At 44.8% G+C, this 16,681-nt stretch carries 15 protein-coding genes; 6 read left to right on the top strand and 9 right to left on the bottom strand.

Annotation, left to right across the window (positions count from 1 at the left end):
• The first annotated feature begins 82 nt into the window (after positions 1-82).
• Entirely contained in the window at positions 83-721 is a 639-nt protein-coding gene (locus BJP34_RS24500) for a lysophospholipid acyltransferase family protein (protein ID WP_070394602.1), read from the top strand.
• Here BJP34_RS24500 and BJP34_RS40810 read toward each other — a convergent pair.
• Positions 693-896 (bottom strand): hypothetical protein, encoded by a 204-nt coding sequence (locus BJP34_RS40810; protein WP_149031159.1) that lies wholly within the window; start codon positions 894-896, stop codon positions 693-695. The two genes, BJP34_RS24500 and BJP34_RS40810, sit on opposite strands and share 29 nt — an antisense overlap.
• Before the next feature lie 177 nt (positions 897-1,073).
• Complete coding sequence (locus BJP34_RS24505; protein WP_158517445.1) at positions 1,074-1,985, bottom strand: spondin domain-containing protein; 912 nt, start codon at positions 1,983-1,985, stop codon at positions 1,074-1,076.
• 129 nt (positions 1,986-2,114) lie between these two features.
• On the opposite strand from BJP34_RS24505, the gene BJP34_RS44365 reads away from it, so the two are divergent.
• Positions 2,115-2,255 (top strand): hypothetical protein, encoded by a 141-nt coding sequence (locus tag BJP34_RS44365; protein WP_158517446.1) that lies wholly within the window; start codon positions 2,115-2,117, stop codon positions 2,253-2,255.
• A gap of 237 nt (positions 2,256-2,492) precedes the next feature.
• Here BJP34_RS44365 and BJP34_RS44370 read toward each other — a convergent pair whose 3' ends face one another.
• From BJP34_RS44370 to BJP34_RS44375, 3 genes are all read right to left on the bottom strand, one after another.
• Positions 2,493-2,690, bottom strand: a complete 198-nt coding sequence (locus BJP34_RS44370) for a hypothetical protein (protein ID WP_158517447.1) — start codon at positions 2,688-2,690, stop codon at positions 2,493-2,495.
• Positions 2,691-2,807: 117 nt separating this feature from the next.
• Positions 2,808-5,480 (bottom strand): CHAT domain-containing protein, encoded by a 2,673-nt coding sequence (locus tag BJP34_RS24510; RefSeq protein ID WP_083305333.1) that lies wholly within the window; start codon positions 5,478-5,480, stop codon positions 2,808-2,810.
• A 62-nt stretch (positions 5,481-5,542) separates the two neighbouring features.
• Positions 5,543-5,863, bottom strand: coding sequence for a hypothetical protein (locus BJP34_RS44375; protein ID WP_158517448.1), 321 nt, complete (start codon positions 5,861-5,863; stop codon positions 5,543-5,545).
• A gap of 51 nt (positions 5,864-5,914) precedes the next feature.
• On the opposite strand from BJP34_RS44375, the gene BJP34_RS24515 reads away from it, so the two are divergent.
• The 3 genes from BJP34_RS24515 to BJP34_RS49350 all read left to right on the top strand — a co-directional run bounded on the left by BJP34_RS24515 (position 5,915) and on the right by BJP34_RS49350 (position 9,904).
• The gene (locus BJP34_RS24515) at positions 5,915-7,726 is read left to right on the top strand and encodes a hypothetical protein (protein WP_070394604.1); all 1,812 of its coding nucleotides are present in this window, start codon (positions 5,915-5,917) and stop codon (positions 7,724-7,726) included.
• 233 nt (positions 7,727-7,959) lie between these two features.
• Entirely contained in the window at positions 7,960-9,789 is a 1,830-nt protein-coding gene (locus BJP34_RS24525) for a hypothetical protein (RefSeq protein WP_229424010.1), read from the top strand.
• Positions 9,779-9,904, top strand: a complete 126-nt coding sequence (locus tag BJP34_RS49350) for a hypothetical protein (RefSeq protein ID WP_267876357.1) — start codon at positions 9,779-9,781, stop codon at positions 9,902-9,904. Before BJP34_RS24525 ends, BJP34_RS49350 begins: the two co-directional genes overlap by 11 nt.
• Before the next feature lie 260 nt (positions 9,905-10,164).
• On the opposite strand, the gene BJP34_RS44380 is transcribed toward BJP34_RS49350, so the two are convergent.
• From BJP34_RS44380 to BJP34_RS49355, 3 genes are all read right to left on the bottom strand, one after another.
• Positions 10,165-10,467 carry a hypothetical protein gene (locus BJP34_RS44380; RefSeq protein WP_158517449.1) on the bottom strand — a complete coding sequence of 101 codons (303 nt, stop codon included), beginning with the start codon at positions 10,465-10,467 and terminating at the stop codon, positions 10,165-10,167.
• A 5-nt stretch (positions 10,468-10,472) separates the two neighbouring features.
• Complete coding sequence (locus tag BJP34_RS24530) at positions 10,473-13,415, bottom strand: CHAT domain-containing protein (RefSeq protein WP_070394607.1); 2,943 nt, start codon at positions 13,413-13,415, stop codon at positions 10,473-10,475.
• A 63-nt stretch (positions 13,416-13,478) separates the two neighbouring features.
• A complete protein-coding gene (locus BJP34_RS49355; RefSeq protein ID WP_267876358.1) occupies positions 13,479-13,613 on the bottom strand; it encodes a hypothetical protein in 135 nt (44 codons plus the stop codon).
• A gap of 66 nt (positions 13,614-13,679) precedes the next feature.
• Here BJP34_RS49355 and BJP34_RS24535 point away from each other — a divergent pair, with 66 nt between their 5' ends.
• Positions 13,680-13,892, top strand: coding sequence for a hypothetical protein (locus tag BJP34_RS24535; protein WP_070396862.1), 213 nt, complete (start codon positions 13,680-13,682; stop codon positions 13,890-13,892).
• A gap of 126 nt (positions 13,893-14,018) precedes the next feature.
• Here BJP34_RS24535 and BJP34_RS47785 read toward each other — a convergent pair whose 3' ends face one another.
• Positions 14,019-16,673, bottom strand: coding sequence for a CHAT domain-containing protein (locus BJP34_RS47785; protein ID WP_229424012.1), 2,655 nt, complete (start codon positions 16,671-16,673; stop codon positions 14,019-14,021).
• Positions 16,674-16,681 lie beyond the last annotated feature (8 nt).

Below are 16,681 nucleotides of genomic sequence, written 5' to 3' on the forward strand. Positions count from 1 at the left end.
TTCCCTGTTCCCGATTCCCTGTTCCCTTCCCCCAAATAGTAAACTAGAAACCAAACCATCCAAATCCACCAATCGATTCACTGTGACTAGAAGCCGCGAACCATTTCCCAGTCTGCTGCTGTATCACGCCTTGAAGTGGTCAGTGGTTAGCCCTTTAATCCATACCTATTTCCGGGGTCGCATTTATGGTGCTAAACATGTACCAACCTCGGGACCCCTGGTGGTGGTGAGTAACCATGCTAGTGACTTTGACCCACCGATTTTATCCAATTGTGTGGGACGTCCAGTAGCCTTTATGGCCAAGCAAGAATTGTTTCGTGTCCCAGTCCTGAAACAGGCGATTCGATTGTATGGTGCTTACCCGGTTAAGCGAGGCTCAGCAGACCGGAGTGCCCTGCGTTCTGCCCTCAATTGCCTCAAGAATGGCTGGGCCGTTGGTGTGTATTTGGATGGCACCCGGAGAGCTGATGCTCGGATTCATAACCCCAAGCTTGGTGCCGCCTGGATTGCAGCCCAAGCCGAAGCCCCCCTGCTGCCCGTTACTTTGTGGGGAAGTCAAGCAATTGTAAAAAAAGGTTCTTTGATGCCACAGTCTGTACCCTTAACCGTGCGCATTGGTAAGCTGATTGATCCTCCTGGCTCCAGTAACCGAGATGAATTGCAAGCTGTGACCCAACAGTGTGCTGCAGCGATTAATGCCCTCCATGATTTGGGACGTTGACCATTTGGGAGTAGGGAGTAGGGAGTAGGGAGTAGGAAGTAGGGAGTAGCGATGCAGCGCGGTCTTGGGGAGGCAGCGCGGTCTTGGGGAGGCAGCGCGGTCTTGGGGGTCTCCCCCATGAGCGACTGCCGTTCCCCCAGCGACTGCCGTGGTTTCCCCCACTCGCGCTTTGCATCAAGACGGGAGTAGGGAACAGGGAAGAAAATTTGGCGTTGCTTAATAATGGAATGATTTTAAGCGTTTTGAGATGCGGAAAGCGCACCGGATATTTTCGGGCGGGCAGCATACCCACCCTACTTCTATTAATTACTTGATTCAGCAACGCCCCTAGTTTATTCCCCTTTTTCGCTACCTAATTGCAAGGCTTTAGTTTGCGCTTGAAGATTGAGGTCACGCCTAGTAGACCGATGGCTAGTAAGCTGAAAGTAGAAGTTGGTTCAGGTACTGATACCTGCTCAATATTGATAAGAGCATATATTTGGTTTGGGTTTCGGGTAAAATCACCATTTACATAATTCGGTAAATCGAGGAATCCTCCTTGTCCAGGCTCTTTAAGTAGGGGATGTGTCCTAATCAATGCATCTTCTGGTTTTCCCTGACGAAAAGCTCCAAAAAATCTCTCTGGTGGATTGAATATAATTGGTGTAGTGCTTACATCTTCAATGTTTTCCTCCGTCCCCGCATCAAACACATCAGCACCCCGAATTTCAATTTTTTGAGGTAGAAAAACCCCATCGGGGGAGAAGAGTGTTATGGGGTCTACATCGCCAACAAAGCCATCATGGGAGGGAAGAACCATTGCAGCATAACTGACAGAGGTCTGAATAGTAGGATCGATATCGACGAAAAAGGAAAATTCACTACCTCCTCCAAACCCAAAAACGTTGGCAAATGCGATGCTTTGTAATCCATCCGGTTCCGAAGCAGCAAACAAGCCGGCCAAAGTGTCCTCTGGTGGAGGCAGTGTAGCTCCAAAAAATGTCGCTAAGTTAGCTAATTCTTTAAATTCTGGAGTTATTAGCTCTAAACCAACAATTCCGTCTTCAGCAATAATCTCTAATGGCAGAGAAGCCTTCTCTCCAGGGGTAAAAGTATCAAAGCTCCCATCATGAAAACCAAACCAAAAAGGGCTAAAGAAAACACCTTGTTCCACCGATGTATTCTGTACTGTCACCTTCAAGCTTAGTGCTTGCGCAGATGTTCCTGTCAAAACAGTTAATCCTAATGCAATTGATGAAGCAAAAATAGAATTGAGTAGATTCACACTACTTTTAGTAAGTCTATCCATGTTCAAAAACTCAGAATGGTAAAAAATTCAGTATCAACAGTATTCTAAACTTTCCTATCTGTTTCGGTGATTAGAACTAGGTTTGGTTAAAGGCGGATTCAGGGGATGCGATCGCCCCCTAAGAAGCAGGGCTGTTTCATTCTCGCCAAAAATAGATGGGGAGATGGGGAGATGGGGAGATGGGGAGAATTTTGGACAAATAGTCGGAATTTTTGCCAAATTTATCTAACACTCATAGAAGGCTGAATCACGAATTGTTAGTCATTGTAGTTGCTTCCTCCCAACTAATTTGTCAGATTTTAATGACTAAATTGGCGGATTTTTCGGGAAATTTTAGTTTATTTCCCTATCCCCCTATCCCCCTATCCCCCTATCTCCAATAATCGTTAACTTATTAAAGTTTGAAACAGCCCTACCCCTAAGAAGGGTGCATCTCATATTTGTATAGGCACTGAAGTATAGTTTAGGACATAGTATTTTGGTTTAAAGGGAGCAGGGAGCAGGGAGCAGGGAGCAGGGAGCAGGGAGCAGGGAGCAGGGAGCAGGGAGCAGGGAGCAGGGAAAATAAATATGTCCTAAGCTTTGCTTCGACTGCTGTAAAAAAGATGGGCAGTGTGGGCAGTGTGGGCAGTGTGGGAATTTTCGCGGGAATTTTTGCCTAATTGCAAAACTGAGATGCACCCCCTAAGAACAAGGGATGGCGACCATTAATATATGTGTTTAGCCTGAAGCTACTGTAGTGATTCACCAAAACCGCTACAGTGCCCACCAAGGATTAATGACTTACTTTTGACACCACTACCTAGCCTCACCAATAACAGTAAAAGCTGCCCAAGCTTTCGGGTCTGGATTACCATCTCCATCATTGAGCATCGATAACATGGCCTCTCGCATGGCTTTCGCTTTATCCATTTTGTGGGTGTAAATATTAGTGTAAAACTCACTCATCAACTTGGCCGTATCATGATCAGGCACTTGCCATAAGGACACCACCAAACTGGGTACACCTGCGGCAATCAAAGAACGGGATAAACCAACTACCCCTTCCCCTTTAATCTCACCCCTACCAGTATCACAAGCACTCAGGACGACTAACTTTGCGTTCAATAAGGATTTTTCCGGTCCTGGGTAACGACTCAGAATTTCACGACTGGTGAGAAAGCCATCATAGTCTGGTTTGTCAGGTGCTAATGCGATCGCACCTCGATAATAAATACCATTGACATCATTCAGTAAACCATGGGTGGCTAAATGGATAACGGAAGCATTGGCCATTTTTTCCACAATGGTTGATTCTGTAGCTTCTGATCCAATTAGAGCGGTGGTCTTCAGCAATTGAGCAATGCTTAATGCTTCGGTTTCTGCACCCGGTAGAGGGAGTAACGGTTGTTGTTCCGGTCCTACTGGATCAGGAGGCATGGTGGGATTACCCACAATCAATGGTGTTCCGTTGCTGTCTTTGACTCGATGCCAATGTTTACGGGTGAACGACAGGGATTGGATCGAAGGAGCCGTGAGAATGGTATGGTTTTCGATTAGATAATTTCCGTCATCATCTTGGAGAGCCGCAAAGGGAACCAGAAATAGTTCTTGATGGGGAATAAAAATAACACGGTCTGATGGGTTTATTGGTAATAGGTCAACAATGGGAGTAATCAGCAGTTGGTAGAGCTCCTGTAGTCGATTACTATTGTTAGGGTTTAGTGGTGAAGGAGCATGAGGTAATAAGTTAACAATTGAAGTAATCAACAGTTGGTAGAGTTGTTGTAGTCGATTACCATCCTTAGTGTTTTGTGGTGAAGAAGGATTGTGATTAGATCTACCTCTGACACCAATCTCCTCACGACTAAATTTGACTAGTTTGGCCAGAGTAGTATCTTGGGGTAAATCATGACTACGGAAAGTAATCTCACCAGTGGGAGCAATCACCCAACTATAAATCTGGTCATCAACAATCGAATATTCCACCAAGGTGGCTTGTTGTTGTTGAGCAATCTCTTGAATATCTTCAATAGTAGGAGCTTTAGTTTTTTGAGGAGCTTCAGATAACTGTGCCGCTAATAAATCAATCAGAGCACGGTTGCGACCCCGTTCGGAAATCTCTAAGGCTTGTCTTGGTTGACCTTGAGCAATTAAGACCTGTTGTAAGAGACGATAGCTGCGAGCTTGTTGTTCAAAACTAGAAACCTTCCAATCATCTTTGTTACTGAGTATTTTGCGGATATCTTCCCAAACTTTAATGGCATAAAACAGGTTACTTTGGGCTTGTTCTAGTTGATTGTTTTCTAAAAAGATAGCACTGAGATTATTTAGGGATTTAGCTTCAACCAGGAGGTGTCCGATTACCCTAGCAATAGCTATGGATTGTTGGTGGTAATCAATTGCTTTTTTGTAGTCTCCCATATAATAGTATGCATTACCCAGATTACCCAGGGAGTTAGCTTCACCCAGGCGGTGTCCGATTTCCCTTTTAATAGCTAAGGATTTTTGGTAGTAATCAATCGCTTTTTTGTAGTCTCCCAGATTACCGTAGGCAATACCGATATTATTCAGGGAGTTAGCTTCACCGAGGGGGTTTCCGATTTCCCTTTGAATAGCTAAGGATTTTTGGTAGTAATCAATCGCTTTTTTGTAGTCTCCAAAACTTTGGTATGCACCACCTAGATTATTCAGGGAGTTAGCTTCACCGAGGGGGTTTCCGATTTCCCTTTTAATAGCTAAGGATTGTAGCTGGTAATCAATGGCGTTTTTGTAGTCTCCCAGATTACCGTATGCACTACCAAGACTATTCAGGGAGTTAGCTTCACCCACGCGGTTTCCGATTTCCCTTTTAATAGCTAAGGATTTTTGGTAGTAATCAATCGCTTTTTTGTAGTCTCCCAAACTCTGGTATATAGCACCCAGATTATTCAGGGAGTTAGCTTCACCGAGGGGGTTTCCAATTTCCCTTTTAATAGCTAAGGAGTTTTGGTGGTAATCAAGTGCTTTTTTGTAGTCTCCCAGATGACCGTATGCATTACCCAAATTACCCAGGGACTTAGCTTCACCCAGGCGGTTTCCGATTTCCCTAGCAATAGCTAAGGATTTTTGGTAGTAATCAATCGCTTTTTTGTAGTCTCCCAAATGATCGTATGCAAGACCCAGATTAGTCAGGGACTTAGCTTCACCCAGGCGGTATCCAATTTGTTTATAAATCATCAATGCTTGCCGGTAAGACTGTAATGCTTCTGGGAACTCACTGCGATCAACGTGACTAAGTCCCTGCTGAACGAGTTTATCCGCCTCTGCTTGCTTACTGTCTACTTGAACTATGGCATCCCTAGGGGTTATAGTTCCTTCTTGCTCTGGGCTAACCGGGTTTTGTTCTTGAGCCAGTGCTGGTAAACTCAGGAATCTAGCCACAACAGGCAATTCCCCAGGAGTGAAGCAGACAGTGAGAAGTCCCAACCATAAGACTTGCTTAAGTTTCATATCGGATATTAAATTATTCCCTATTTGGCCATATCTGAGAGATTCCTGAACCTATGCAATGATTAAGGGAAGAGGGAGTAGGGTGTGGGGTGTCGGGAGTTGGGAGTCGGGAGTCGGGAGTCGGGAGTCGGGAACAGGGAACTTCGGAATAGGGAGCAAAAGTACCCTCGCGGGTACTGTGAAATTCCAGAGAGCTTTGGAAAAATGTTAGTTAACAGTTCAATCTGTGATCGTGAATTTCTAAATTCATAGAAATTCACGATCACAACTAACAAGGAAGATTTCATGCAGTCAACCCAAAAGACAATTTTTTTGGGCTGGTCTAGTCCTGGCATTCCCTTGAATGAGCCTCCTTGTATGATCAAGTCATGTGTATGAAACAAAACTCCCAGGGATAGAATCCTGAGGAGTTTAAAAAGAGATTAAAAAGGATAATGCCTAAAGTAGACTTAGCAAAATTTGGTATTTTTGCCGTTTTACTGGTATTTCTGTTAGGTAGTTCATGGGTGCTGGCTGATATATTGCAAAATCAGGCTATTGCGGCTCCCTACGTGCAATTTTCTACAGGTAATTTCCAGTTGCGGAGTTATCGGAAGGCTACTCACCCCAAGTTTAGGAGTAGTCCTGACAGAGAAATCTTGTCGCCTGTGTCTGTCCCTAACTGCACTGCCGTAATTCCTGACCAAATTTATCGTTTTGTTGAGGGTATAGATAGCTGCCTTCAACCAATGACAGATGATGAAATTGAGCAGATGCTCAAGGATCCATTTGCTACTGGAATTCTCAGCAAAGGAACATTTCCAGAGAATGTAGATGCTCTAGCTGCTGCTATTGCAGACTCCCAACTGAACTTGGAATCAGCGAACTACTTGCTTGGAGAAGGCAGTCAAATCCCGACGACCTTTGTATCCCGTGAAGAACCCCGTAACCTTCGTTATGTTCTTACTTGGGGAACGAGTCGCACCAGTAATGCCGATATTCTTGTGAGTACAGCTGCCGGTGGCAACTCTAGCTTTTTGCAAGTAATTGCCTGGGATGCACAAGCCAAAAAATACAACTTCTATGAATTGCGGGAACAGGTAGGTGAACAACCAGGTACATCTACCAAAGTTTGGACTTGGGCTGGGCATTCTGGGATGGCGCGGGCAAAACCAACTATGGGAGTGGGCTGTTTTGATTGTCACCATAATGGTGTGGTGATTATGAAAGAACTTGCTCCACCCTGGAACAATTGGCATTCTCAGCGGGGGCCAATCTCACCCCTAGTAGTGCCGTTAAGGGTGACCCAAGAAACATTCTTTCAGAACTTGCAAGGAGCCGAGGTGCTTGAGCAGGTAATTCGCAGTGGTTTCATTAACTACCATAACAATTGGTTGCGCGATCGCTACAAAAGACAAGCAGGAGTTATTAACTTAACGGACGTGAACCAGATGCTACGTCATCTGACCACCAACACTACCATCAATTTGGCTTCAACGAATATTGAAAGCAACGGAGCCAATACTAGCCCAGCCAACCGTCCTGTTAATGGTATTCCCAATGACTTTTTTGTTTGGGATTCAGCCCTCAAGACCAGCTTAGGTCTTAACTACAATATTCCGCTGATTACCTTCGAGCGACAAGAGTATGACAATTACCTAAATACCCATCATTTCCAACTGGTTCAATCTGACTTCACCAAACCGGATGATTCTCCACTGTACGAACAGGATGGCTCTAGCTACTTTTCTTTCTTTGTGCCAGTTCCTGCTGCAGAAGACCTCTACATGCTCACACGGATGCGAAGTGCCAAGATTTTGACAGATAAATTCATTGCTGCTGTCTTGATGGTGGACTTCAAAAACCCTGTCTTTTCCGAAAAGCGGTCTAGCTTGCAGCAGTACGCTGAGCAAGTCACAACAGGCACAATCATCAATGGGATTAGTAGTGTACCCAATGATTTTGCCGAGAAAGTTAGAGTTGCTGCTGCTAACCAGCCTCCCTGCGATCCTACTAACTTTGACCAATGCACTGGGGAACAACAGTTTTTGCAAACATGGGAACTACCTGATAATCAGTGGAAATTCTTTGTCCAAGAGCAAATTCAGGCTTATTTGGATGAATTAAACACACTTTCTCCTAGGGAGCAGTTAGCTCAACTGATGGAATCAAGTGTCAAGCACCGGGAGCAGTTTCAATCCTGGCCAACAATTAGTAACCTGAATGAATTTAGCTTGTTACTTCCCCAGAGCGATTTAAATCATTAGGGCTTAATTAAATCAGACCCTCAAGAAATTAACTAAAACAACAACAACTTTAGAGGTTGTCTGAGAAGTACCATTTGCTACATCCAAGCCCCCTAAATCCCCCAATTTTGCGGTGCGACCCAAGGGCGATTTACTCGCCCATTGGAAAGCGCACCGGAAGGGACTTTTAGAAGCCAATTGACTCTTCCCCCAAAGTTGGGGGGCTAGGGGGGCAAAATTCAGTATCAAAAAACTTGGGAGATATCCTCTTAGCAATCCGTGTAGGAATTGAGAGAATTTTTGTTCCCTACTCCCTACTCCCTACTCCCTACTCCCTGTTCCCAGATCCGCTGTTCCCTGTTCCCTTTGCTATTACTTGCCATATCAATAACACTAAAAAACTAAGGAGTCAATCAATGGCTAAACTACCTCAATTTGATCCACCAGCCAATCAAAATGATTTTTGTGGAGAAGAAGAAAAGGAAAAAGCATTACGCACTCGCTGGAGTAATAACATTAATCGCTATACAGAACAAACCTTGAAAAACGATCCGTGGAGTTCAGTTAACCAACCACCCCTAAGCCAATATTTCAATCCTCTCAAAACTGATATTCCAGAAGGAACGAAGGGTGTACCGATTAAATGGACGGCGTTCCCGAACCGGATTTTAATGGCATATCCCAATGTTGGGGAACGTACCCAGTGGCAATATGCTGACGAAGGACCACCCCCGGAGGATAACTATGGTCCGAGTGGTCCCCGTGGCTGGCAGGATGAATATTGTGAGTGGAGCGTCACCCGCAATGCACAGGGTAAGATTACCAAAATAATGTTCACATGTGAGAACCGAGAATACTGGTATACCTTGTGGGATGTCGATCCCAATGTTGTCTTGGGCCTTTACCAGAAATTAGTCAGTCCCGAGGTCAAAATTGAGGATCTGTATCTGCGTAACCAACAAGGTAATTTAGTTATCGATCCCGCCACCGGGCGACCAGCTTATAACGATCGCAATGCCTGGAATAGCACCACGACGGCTGGAGCGGTTCACCTGATTAGCAATCCTAATTCCCTAAGTGCGGAAGTATTTCTAGCTGGACAAGCCACAGTGCTCCGTAGAGATGCAGCCGGTAATCCAATTACAGACAAAAACCAGCTGATCAATTGCAGTCGGTATGGTACCCCAAACCGTAACAGTGATCCCACCATTGGAGCGTCCGTTAACGGATTAGTGCGGGGAACAGGAGCACCAGGTTCTGGACTTCGGATATCCCTGGCAAATCCCGTCGGTCTGTACATCCAAGAACCTAGTTTTAACACCTACGAATTACCTTTTGATGCGCCTGAATATGCTAAACCCTCGGACTACTGGAAGGTGATTCGCGGGCGTAAACGGGACTCTGGCGAGGAAATGGACTATATTCTCCATGCAGTTTATGAAGTGCCTGAGGAGTTAGGCTTTACGGTTAGCGATATTACCATCAATGGATTCAATATTGAATACGGGGCACAAATTGCTCAAACTTTCCAAATTGCTCTTGCAGGTCTGGGCTTGCCTCAGGTCAACCAAGATGGGCTTCTTTGTGCAGGGGAACCAAAGTTATTACCTCGTCCGTATGTCTTGAGAGAATTGGAAATGCTTAGTGTAGCGTTTCGTTCTAGCTTAAATATGCGTATTGAGCCAGGGACTACCGTGGAGAATGTTGTACTGTACGCATTTGACAGCGATTCACAATCGACTATTGAATTTACTGGTTCACCAGGTATTACCTTTGAACAAACAGATTTTCAGGATCTAGGTAGTAATCAGCAAGTGTTCATCCTCACCATCACTGCTGCTCCTGATGCTCCCTTGGGGAATCGTTCTATTCTTATGAAAAATCCCGATCCGGATAACCCCGCAAACTATTACGGTGGTCCTGCTGTTTTTGGTTTATTAGAAGTCGTTGCACCAGGTACACTTAACAGAAATCAGGATGCTGCTGTATCTGAGGTGCCAGAAACTGCTCCCACAGCGATAGCAGTGCCAGATAAACTTCTCTTGGCTCCCATTGAGTTATCCAAAAGAAGTAATGCTAGGTAATATAGCGCTACGGGCAAGGCAAAAGGCAAAAGCGATGCAGCGCGGTCTTGGGGGTTTCCCCCATGAGCGACTGCATCAAGACGGCAAAAGGCAAAAGTTTACTATAACAGCTTAGGTGCGCTTCCCGTTGGCGAATTTAATTCGCCACGGGTGGCACCTTTTGCTGCTTGTATCAATGTCAAACACCTTAATGGGTAGTGCTATATCAAGTTCGGTTAATACTTATAAAAAGGTTCGTAGTAGCGCTTTAGCGCAAAGTCTAAAATTGAGCACTAAAGTGCTACTACAAACAAAAATTTTGGTTCTTCCGTACTTGTTATGCTAAATGAACAGCGTTGCTGAATAATGGAATGATTTTAGGAGTAGGTGCGCGCCTTAAGCGGGCGAGTAAATCGCCCTTGGGTCGCACCTGTAGAATGGGCATCTTGGTGGAACGGGCATCTTGCCCGTTATCAATATCTTTTCGAGCGGGCAGGATGCCCACTCTACTCCTATTGATTCAAGGATTGAGCAATGCCAAATGAACAGTTTGGCAGAGGGAACAGGGAATAGGGAACAGGGAATAAAATTTAGATGTACCTGATGCTTACTAGTAAAGACGAATACTTCCCCATCTCCCCATCTCTCCATCTCCCCATCTCCCCATCTCCCCATCTCCCCATCTCCCCATCTCCTCACCCTCTCTACCTCGCTTCACCAATCACAGTAAAAGCCGCCCAAGCTTTCGGGTCTGGATTACCATCTCCATCATTGAGCATCGATAACATCGCCTCTCGCATGGCTTTCGCTTTATCGAATTTGTGGGTGTAAATATTTGTATAAAACTCCCTCATCAACTTGACCGTATCATGATCAGGTATTTTCCATAGGGACACCACTAAACTGGGTACACCGGCGGCAATCAAAGAACGGGATAAACCAACTACCCCTTCCCCTTTAATCTTACCCCCACCAGTATCACAAGCACTGAGGACGACTAACTTTGCTTTCAATAAGGATTTTCCCGGTAGTCCGTAACCAAAACCAATCAGAATTTCATCACTGGTGAGAAAGCCATCATACTTTGGTTTCTCAGGTGCTAATGCGATCGCACCGGGATAACCAATACCATTGACATCATCGAGTAAACCATGGGTAGCTAAATGGATAACGGAAGCATTGGCCATTTTTTCCATAATGGTTGCTTCTGTTGCTTCGGGTCCAATCAGAGCGATGGTCTTCAGCAATTTAGCAATGGTTAAGGCTTCGGTTTCTGCACCCTTGAGAGGGGGTAACGGTTTTTGTTCCTCTCCTATTTTAAGGGTCGGCATGGTGGGATTACCGACAATCAATGGTGTTCCGTTACTGTCTTTGACTCGATGCCAATTTTCACGGGTGAACGACAGGGATTGGATCGAGGGAGCAGTGAGAATGGTATGGTTTTCGATTAGATACTTGTGGTTATCATCTAGCAGAGCAGCAAAGGGAACCATAAATAGTTCTTGATGGGGGATAAAAATAACACGGTCTGATGAGTTTATTGGTAATAAGCCAACAATGGGAGTAATCAGGAGTTGGTAGAGTTGTTGTAGTGAATTACTATCGTTAGGGTTTGGTACTGAATCAGCATTCTGATTACCTCGACCTCTGACACCAATTTGCAGACGACTGAATTTGACTAGTTCGGCCAGAGAAGTATCTTGGGGTAAATCATGACTACGGAAAGTAATCTCACCAGTGGGAGCAATTACCCAAATATAAATTTGGCCACCAACAATGGAATATTCCACCAAGGTGGCTTGTTGTTGTTGAGCAATTATTTGAATGTCTTCAAGAGTAGGAGCTTTAGTTTGAGGACGTTCAGATAACCGTGTCGCTAATAAATCAATCAGAGCGCGGTTGCGACCCCGTTCGGCAATCTCTAAGGCTTGTTTTGGTTTACCTTGAGCAACCAATACCTGTTGTAACAGAAGATAGCTACGAGCTTGTTCTTCAAAAATAGAAATCTTCCAATCATCTTCATTAAGGAGGAGGTGGCGGATATCTTCCCAAATTTTAATGGCATCAAACAGGTGAGTTTGAGCCTGTTCTAGTTGATTGTTTTTTAAGAAGGTAAAACCGAGATTATTCAGGGAGCTAGCTTCACTCTTGCAGTCTTCGATTTCCCTAGCAATAGCTATGGATTGTTGGTGGTAATCAATCGCTTTTTTGTACTCTCCGAGAGAGTAGTATGCATTACCCAGATTACCCAGGGACTTAGCTTCACCCTGGCGGTGTCCGATTTCCCTAGCAATAGCTAAAGATTTTTGGTGGTAATCAATGGCTTTTTTGTAGTCTCCTAGATTACCGTATGCAATACCCAGATTAGTCAGGGAGGCAGCTTCACCCTGGCGGTCTCCGATTTCCCTTTTAATAGCTAAAGATTTTTGGTGGTAATGAATTGTTTTTTTGTAGTCTCCTAGATTACCGTATGCAATACCCAGATTATTCAGGGACTTAGCTTCACCCTGGCGGTCTCCGATTTCCCTAGCAATAGCGATCGCTTCTAGCTGGTAATCAATGGCTTTTTTATAGTCTCCCAGATGAGAGTATATAAGACCCAGATTACCCAGGGAGTTAGCTTCAACCAGGCGGTGTCCGATTTCCCTAGCAATAGCTAAGGAGTTTTGGTAGTAATCAATTGCTTTTTTGTAGTCTCCCAGATTAAGGTATGCATGACCCAGACCAATCAGGGAGTTAGCTTCACCCAGGCGGTGTCCGATTTCCCTAGCAATAGCTAAGGAGTTTTGGTAGTAATCAATCGCTTTTTTGTAGTCTCCCAGATTAAGGTATGCATGACCCAGATTAGTCAGGGAGGTAGCTTCACCCAGGCGGTTTCCGATTTCCCTATCAATAGCTAAGGATTTTTGCTGGTAATCAATCGCTTTTGTGTAGTCTCCCAAACTCTCGTATCCAAGACCCAGATTACTCAGGGACTTAGCTTCACCCAGGCGGTTTCCGATTTCCCTATCAATAGCGATCGCTTCTAGCTGGTAATCAATCGCTTTTTTGTACTCTCCCAGATTAAAGTATGAATTACCCAGATTACCCCGGGAGGCAGCTTCACCCTGGCGGTCTCCGATTTCCCTAGCAATAGCTAAGGAGTTTTGGTAGTAATCAATTGCTTTTTTGTAGTCTCCTAGATTACCGTATGCATTACCCAGACCAATCAGGGAGTTAGCTTCACCGTCGCGGTCTCCGATTTCCCTAGCAATAGCTATCGATTGTTGGTGGTAATCAATGGCTTTTTTGTACTTTCCCAGATCATGGTATGCATTACCCAGATTAGTCAGAGAGATAGCTTCACCCCAGCGGTTCCCGATTTGTTTATAAATCACCAATGCTTGCTGCCAAGACTGTGATGCTTCTCGGAACTCACTGCGATCATAGTGACTAAATCCCTCCAAAAGGAGTTTGTCCGCCTCTGCTTGCTTAATGTATTCAACTATGGCATCACTAAGGGCTATAGTTCCTTCTTGCTCTGGGCTAACCGTGTTTTGTTCCTGAGCCAGTGCTGGTAAGGTGAGGAATCTAGCCAGAATAGGGAATTCCCCAGAGGTTAGGGAGAGAGTGAGAACTGCCAAAAAGAAGACCTGCTTAAGTTTCATATAGGATATTGAATCATTACCTACTTGGCCATATCTAAAATATTCGTGAGCCTATGCAATGATTCAGGGAGCAGGGAGCAGGGAGCAGGGTGTGGGGTGTGGGGTGTGGGGTGACGGGAGTGCGATCGCTCGGGTAGGGAGCTTTAAGTGCGATCGCCTATAGTCTAGGTTGGGTTTCGTTTCTTCAAGCCAACACACCAACCCTGAACAATATCTTAAATGACTTTTGATAAAATAGAAAAAACCGGAAATCATCTTGAAAGTATGCTCAAAACCTCAGCCTTTCAGCAAGCGATTGAAACCGTTGAAAAATTGTCCTTAGAAGAGCAAGAGATATTACTCGATACTCTTCTCAAAAGATTCCATTTACAACGCAGAGGAATACTAGTGCAAGAAATCCAAGAAATTCACCAAGAATTAGCGGAAGGAAAAGTAAAATTTGGCTCAGTTGATCAATTCTTAGAAGAACTCGATTAATTGAGAAAACCGTGCGTCAGTTAGTAGAAGATCCCTTAGGCAAGAGGCAAAAGGCAAAAGGCAACAGGGGCAAGAGTTCCGAGCTCTCCCCACACCCCACACCCCACACCCCACACCCCACACGTCCTACCTCGCTTCACCAATAACCGTAAAAGCCGCCCAAGCTTTCGGGTCTGGATTACCATCGGGGTCATTGAGCATCGATAACATCGCCTCTCGCATGGCTTTGGCTTTATCGAATTTGTGGGTGTAAATATTCGTGTAAAACTCAGTCATTAACTTGGCCGTATCATGATCAGGTATTTTCCATAGGGACACCACTAAACTGGGTACACCGGCGGCAATCAAAGAACGGGATAAACCAATTACTCCTTCCCCTTTAATCTCACCCCTACCGGTATCACAAGCACTGAGGACCACTAACTTTGCGTTCAATAAGGGGGGTTTCCGGTGTTGGTCACTGATCAGAATTTCACGACTGGTGAGAAAGCCATCATGGTCTGGTTCCTCAGGTGCTAATGCGATCGCACCGGGATAATCAATACTATTGACATCATCCAGTAAACCATGGGTGGCTAAATGGATCACCGAAGCATTGGCCATTCTTTCCACAATGGTTGATTCTGTGGCTTCCAAACCAATCAGAGCTTTTGTATTCAGCAATTGAGCAATGGTTAATGCTTCTGTTTCTGCACCCAGTAGAGGGGTTAACGGTTTTTGTTCCAGTCCGATTTTAATCGTGGGCATGGTGGGATTCCCCACAATCAACGGTTTTCCCCGGCTGTGTTGGACTCGATGCCAATGTTTACGGGTGAACCACAGGGATTGAATCGAAGGAGCAGTGAGAATGGTATGGTTTTCGATCAGATACTTTCCCTGATCATCTAGCAGAGCAGCAAAGGAAACCAGAAATAGTTCTTGATGGGGAATGAAAATAATACGGTCTGATGCCGTTATTGGTAATACGTCAACAATCGGAGTAATCAGCAGTTGGTAGAGTTGGTGTAGGGGATGTTGTAGTAGATTACTATTGTTAGTATTTAGTTTAGGGTTTGGTGGTGAAGCAGCATTTTGATTAGGTAGTTGCTGAATTGAAGTATTAATGGGCGTACGTCTAGTTTTGGTCAAGCCCCCTAAATCCCCCAACTTTGGGGGACTTTGAGAGTCTTGTTCCCCCCAAAATTGGGGGGTTAGGGGGGCGGAATCATACCCATAATCAGCAACGCCCTGATTACCTCTACCTCTGACACCAATCTGCATACGACTGACTTTGACTAGATCCGCCAGAGAAGTATCTTGGGGTAAGGTATTACTACGGAAAGTAATCTCACCAGTAGGAGCAATCACCCAAATATAAATCTGGTCATCAACAATCGAATATTCCACCAAAGTGGCTTGTTGTTGTTGAGCAATTCGTTGAATGTCTTCAAGAGTAGGAGCTTTAGTTTGAGGACGTTCAGATAACCGTGCCGCTAATAAATCAATCAGAGCCCGGTTGCGACCCTGTTCGGAAATTTCTAAGCCTTGTTTTGGTTTACCTAGAGCAACCAAAACCTGTTGTAAGAGACGATAGCTGCGAGCTTGTGCTTCAAAAATAGAAACCTTCCAATCATCTTGATTCCCCAGGTCTTGGCGGATATCTTCCCAAATTTCAATGGCATCAAATAGGTGAGTTTGGGCTTGTTCTAGTTGATTTATTTCTAAGAAAGTAGCACCGAGATTATTCAGGGAGATAGCTTCACCCTTGCGGTGTCCGATTTCCCTCGCAATAGCTATGGATTGTTGGTGGTAATCAATGGCTTTGTTGTACTTTTCCAGATTACCGTATCCAATACCGAGATTCTCTAGGGCGTGAGCTTCACCCTTGCGGTGTCCGATTTCCCTAAAAATCCCTAAGGATTGTCGGTGATAATTAATCGCTTTTTTGTAGTCTCCCAGATTACCGTATGCAATACCCAGATTATCCAGGGAATAAGCTTCACCCCGGCGGTTTTGGATTTCCCTTTTAATAGCTAAGGATTGTAGCTGGTAATCAATCGCTTTTTCGTAGTCTCCCAGATGACGGTATGCATTAGCCAGATTACCCAGGGAGCCAGCTTCACCCTCGCGGTCTTCGATTTCCCTAGCAATAGCGATCGCTTCTAGCTGGTAATAAATCGCTTTTTTGTAGTCTCCCAAACTCTCGTATGCATTACCCAGATTACTCAGGGAGCGAGCTTCACCTTGGCAGTTTCCGATTTCCCTAAAAATGTCTAAAGATTTTTGGTGGTAATCAATGGCTTTTTTGTAGTTTCCCAGATTACCGTATGCAAAGCCCAGATTAGTCAGGGAGGGAGCTTCACCCTCGCGGTCTGGAATTTTCCTAGCAATAGCTATCGATGCTAGGTAATAATTAATTGCTTGTTTGTACTCTCCCAGATTAGCGTATGCACGACCCATATTACCCAGGGAGTGAGCTTCACCCAGGCGGTGTCCGATTTGTTTATAAATCACCAATGCTTGCTGCCAAGACTGTAATGCTTTTCGGAACTCACTGCGACCAATGTGACGAAGTCCTTGCTTAAATAGTTTGTCCGCCTCTGCCTGCTTACTGTCTACTTCAACAAAGGCATCACCAGGGGCTAAACTCCCTTGTTGCTCTAGGCTAACAGTGTTTTGTTCCTGATCCAGTCCTGGCAAACTCAGGAATCTAGCCAGAACAGGGAGTTGCCCAGGGGTAAGGCAGAGAGTTAAAAGTCCCAAAAACAAGACCTGCTTAAGTTTAATAGGATGTGGTATCATTGCAGATT

It is taken from the genome of Moorena producens PAL-8-15-08-1, from assembly GCF_001767235.1.
In the GTDB taxonomy this organism is placed as follows: Bacteria; Cyanobacteriota; Cyanobacteriia; order Cyanobacteriales; family Coleofasciculaceae; genus Moorena; species Moorena producens_A.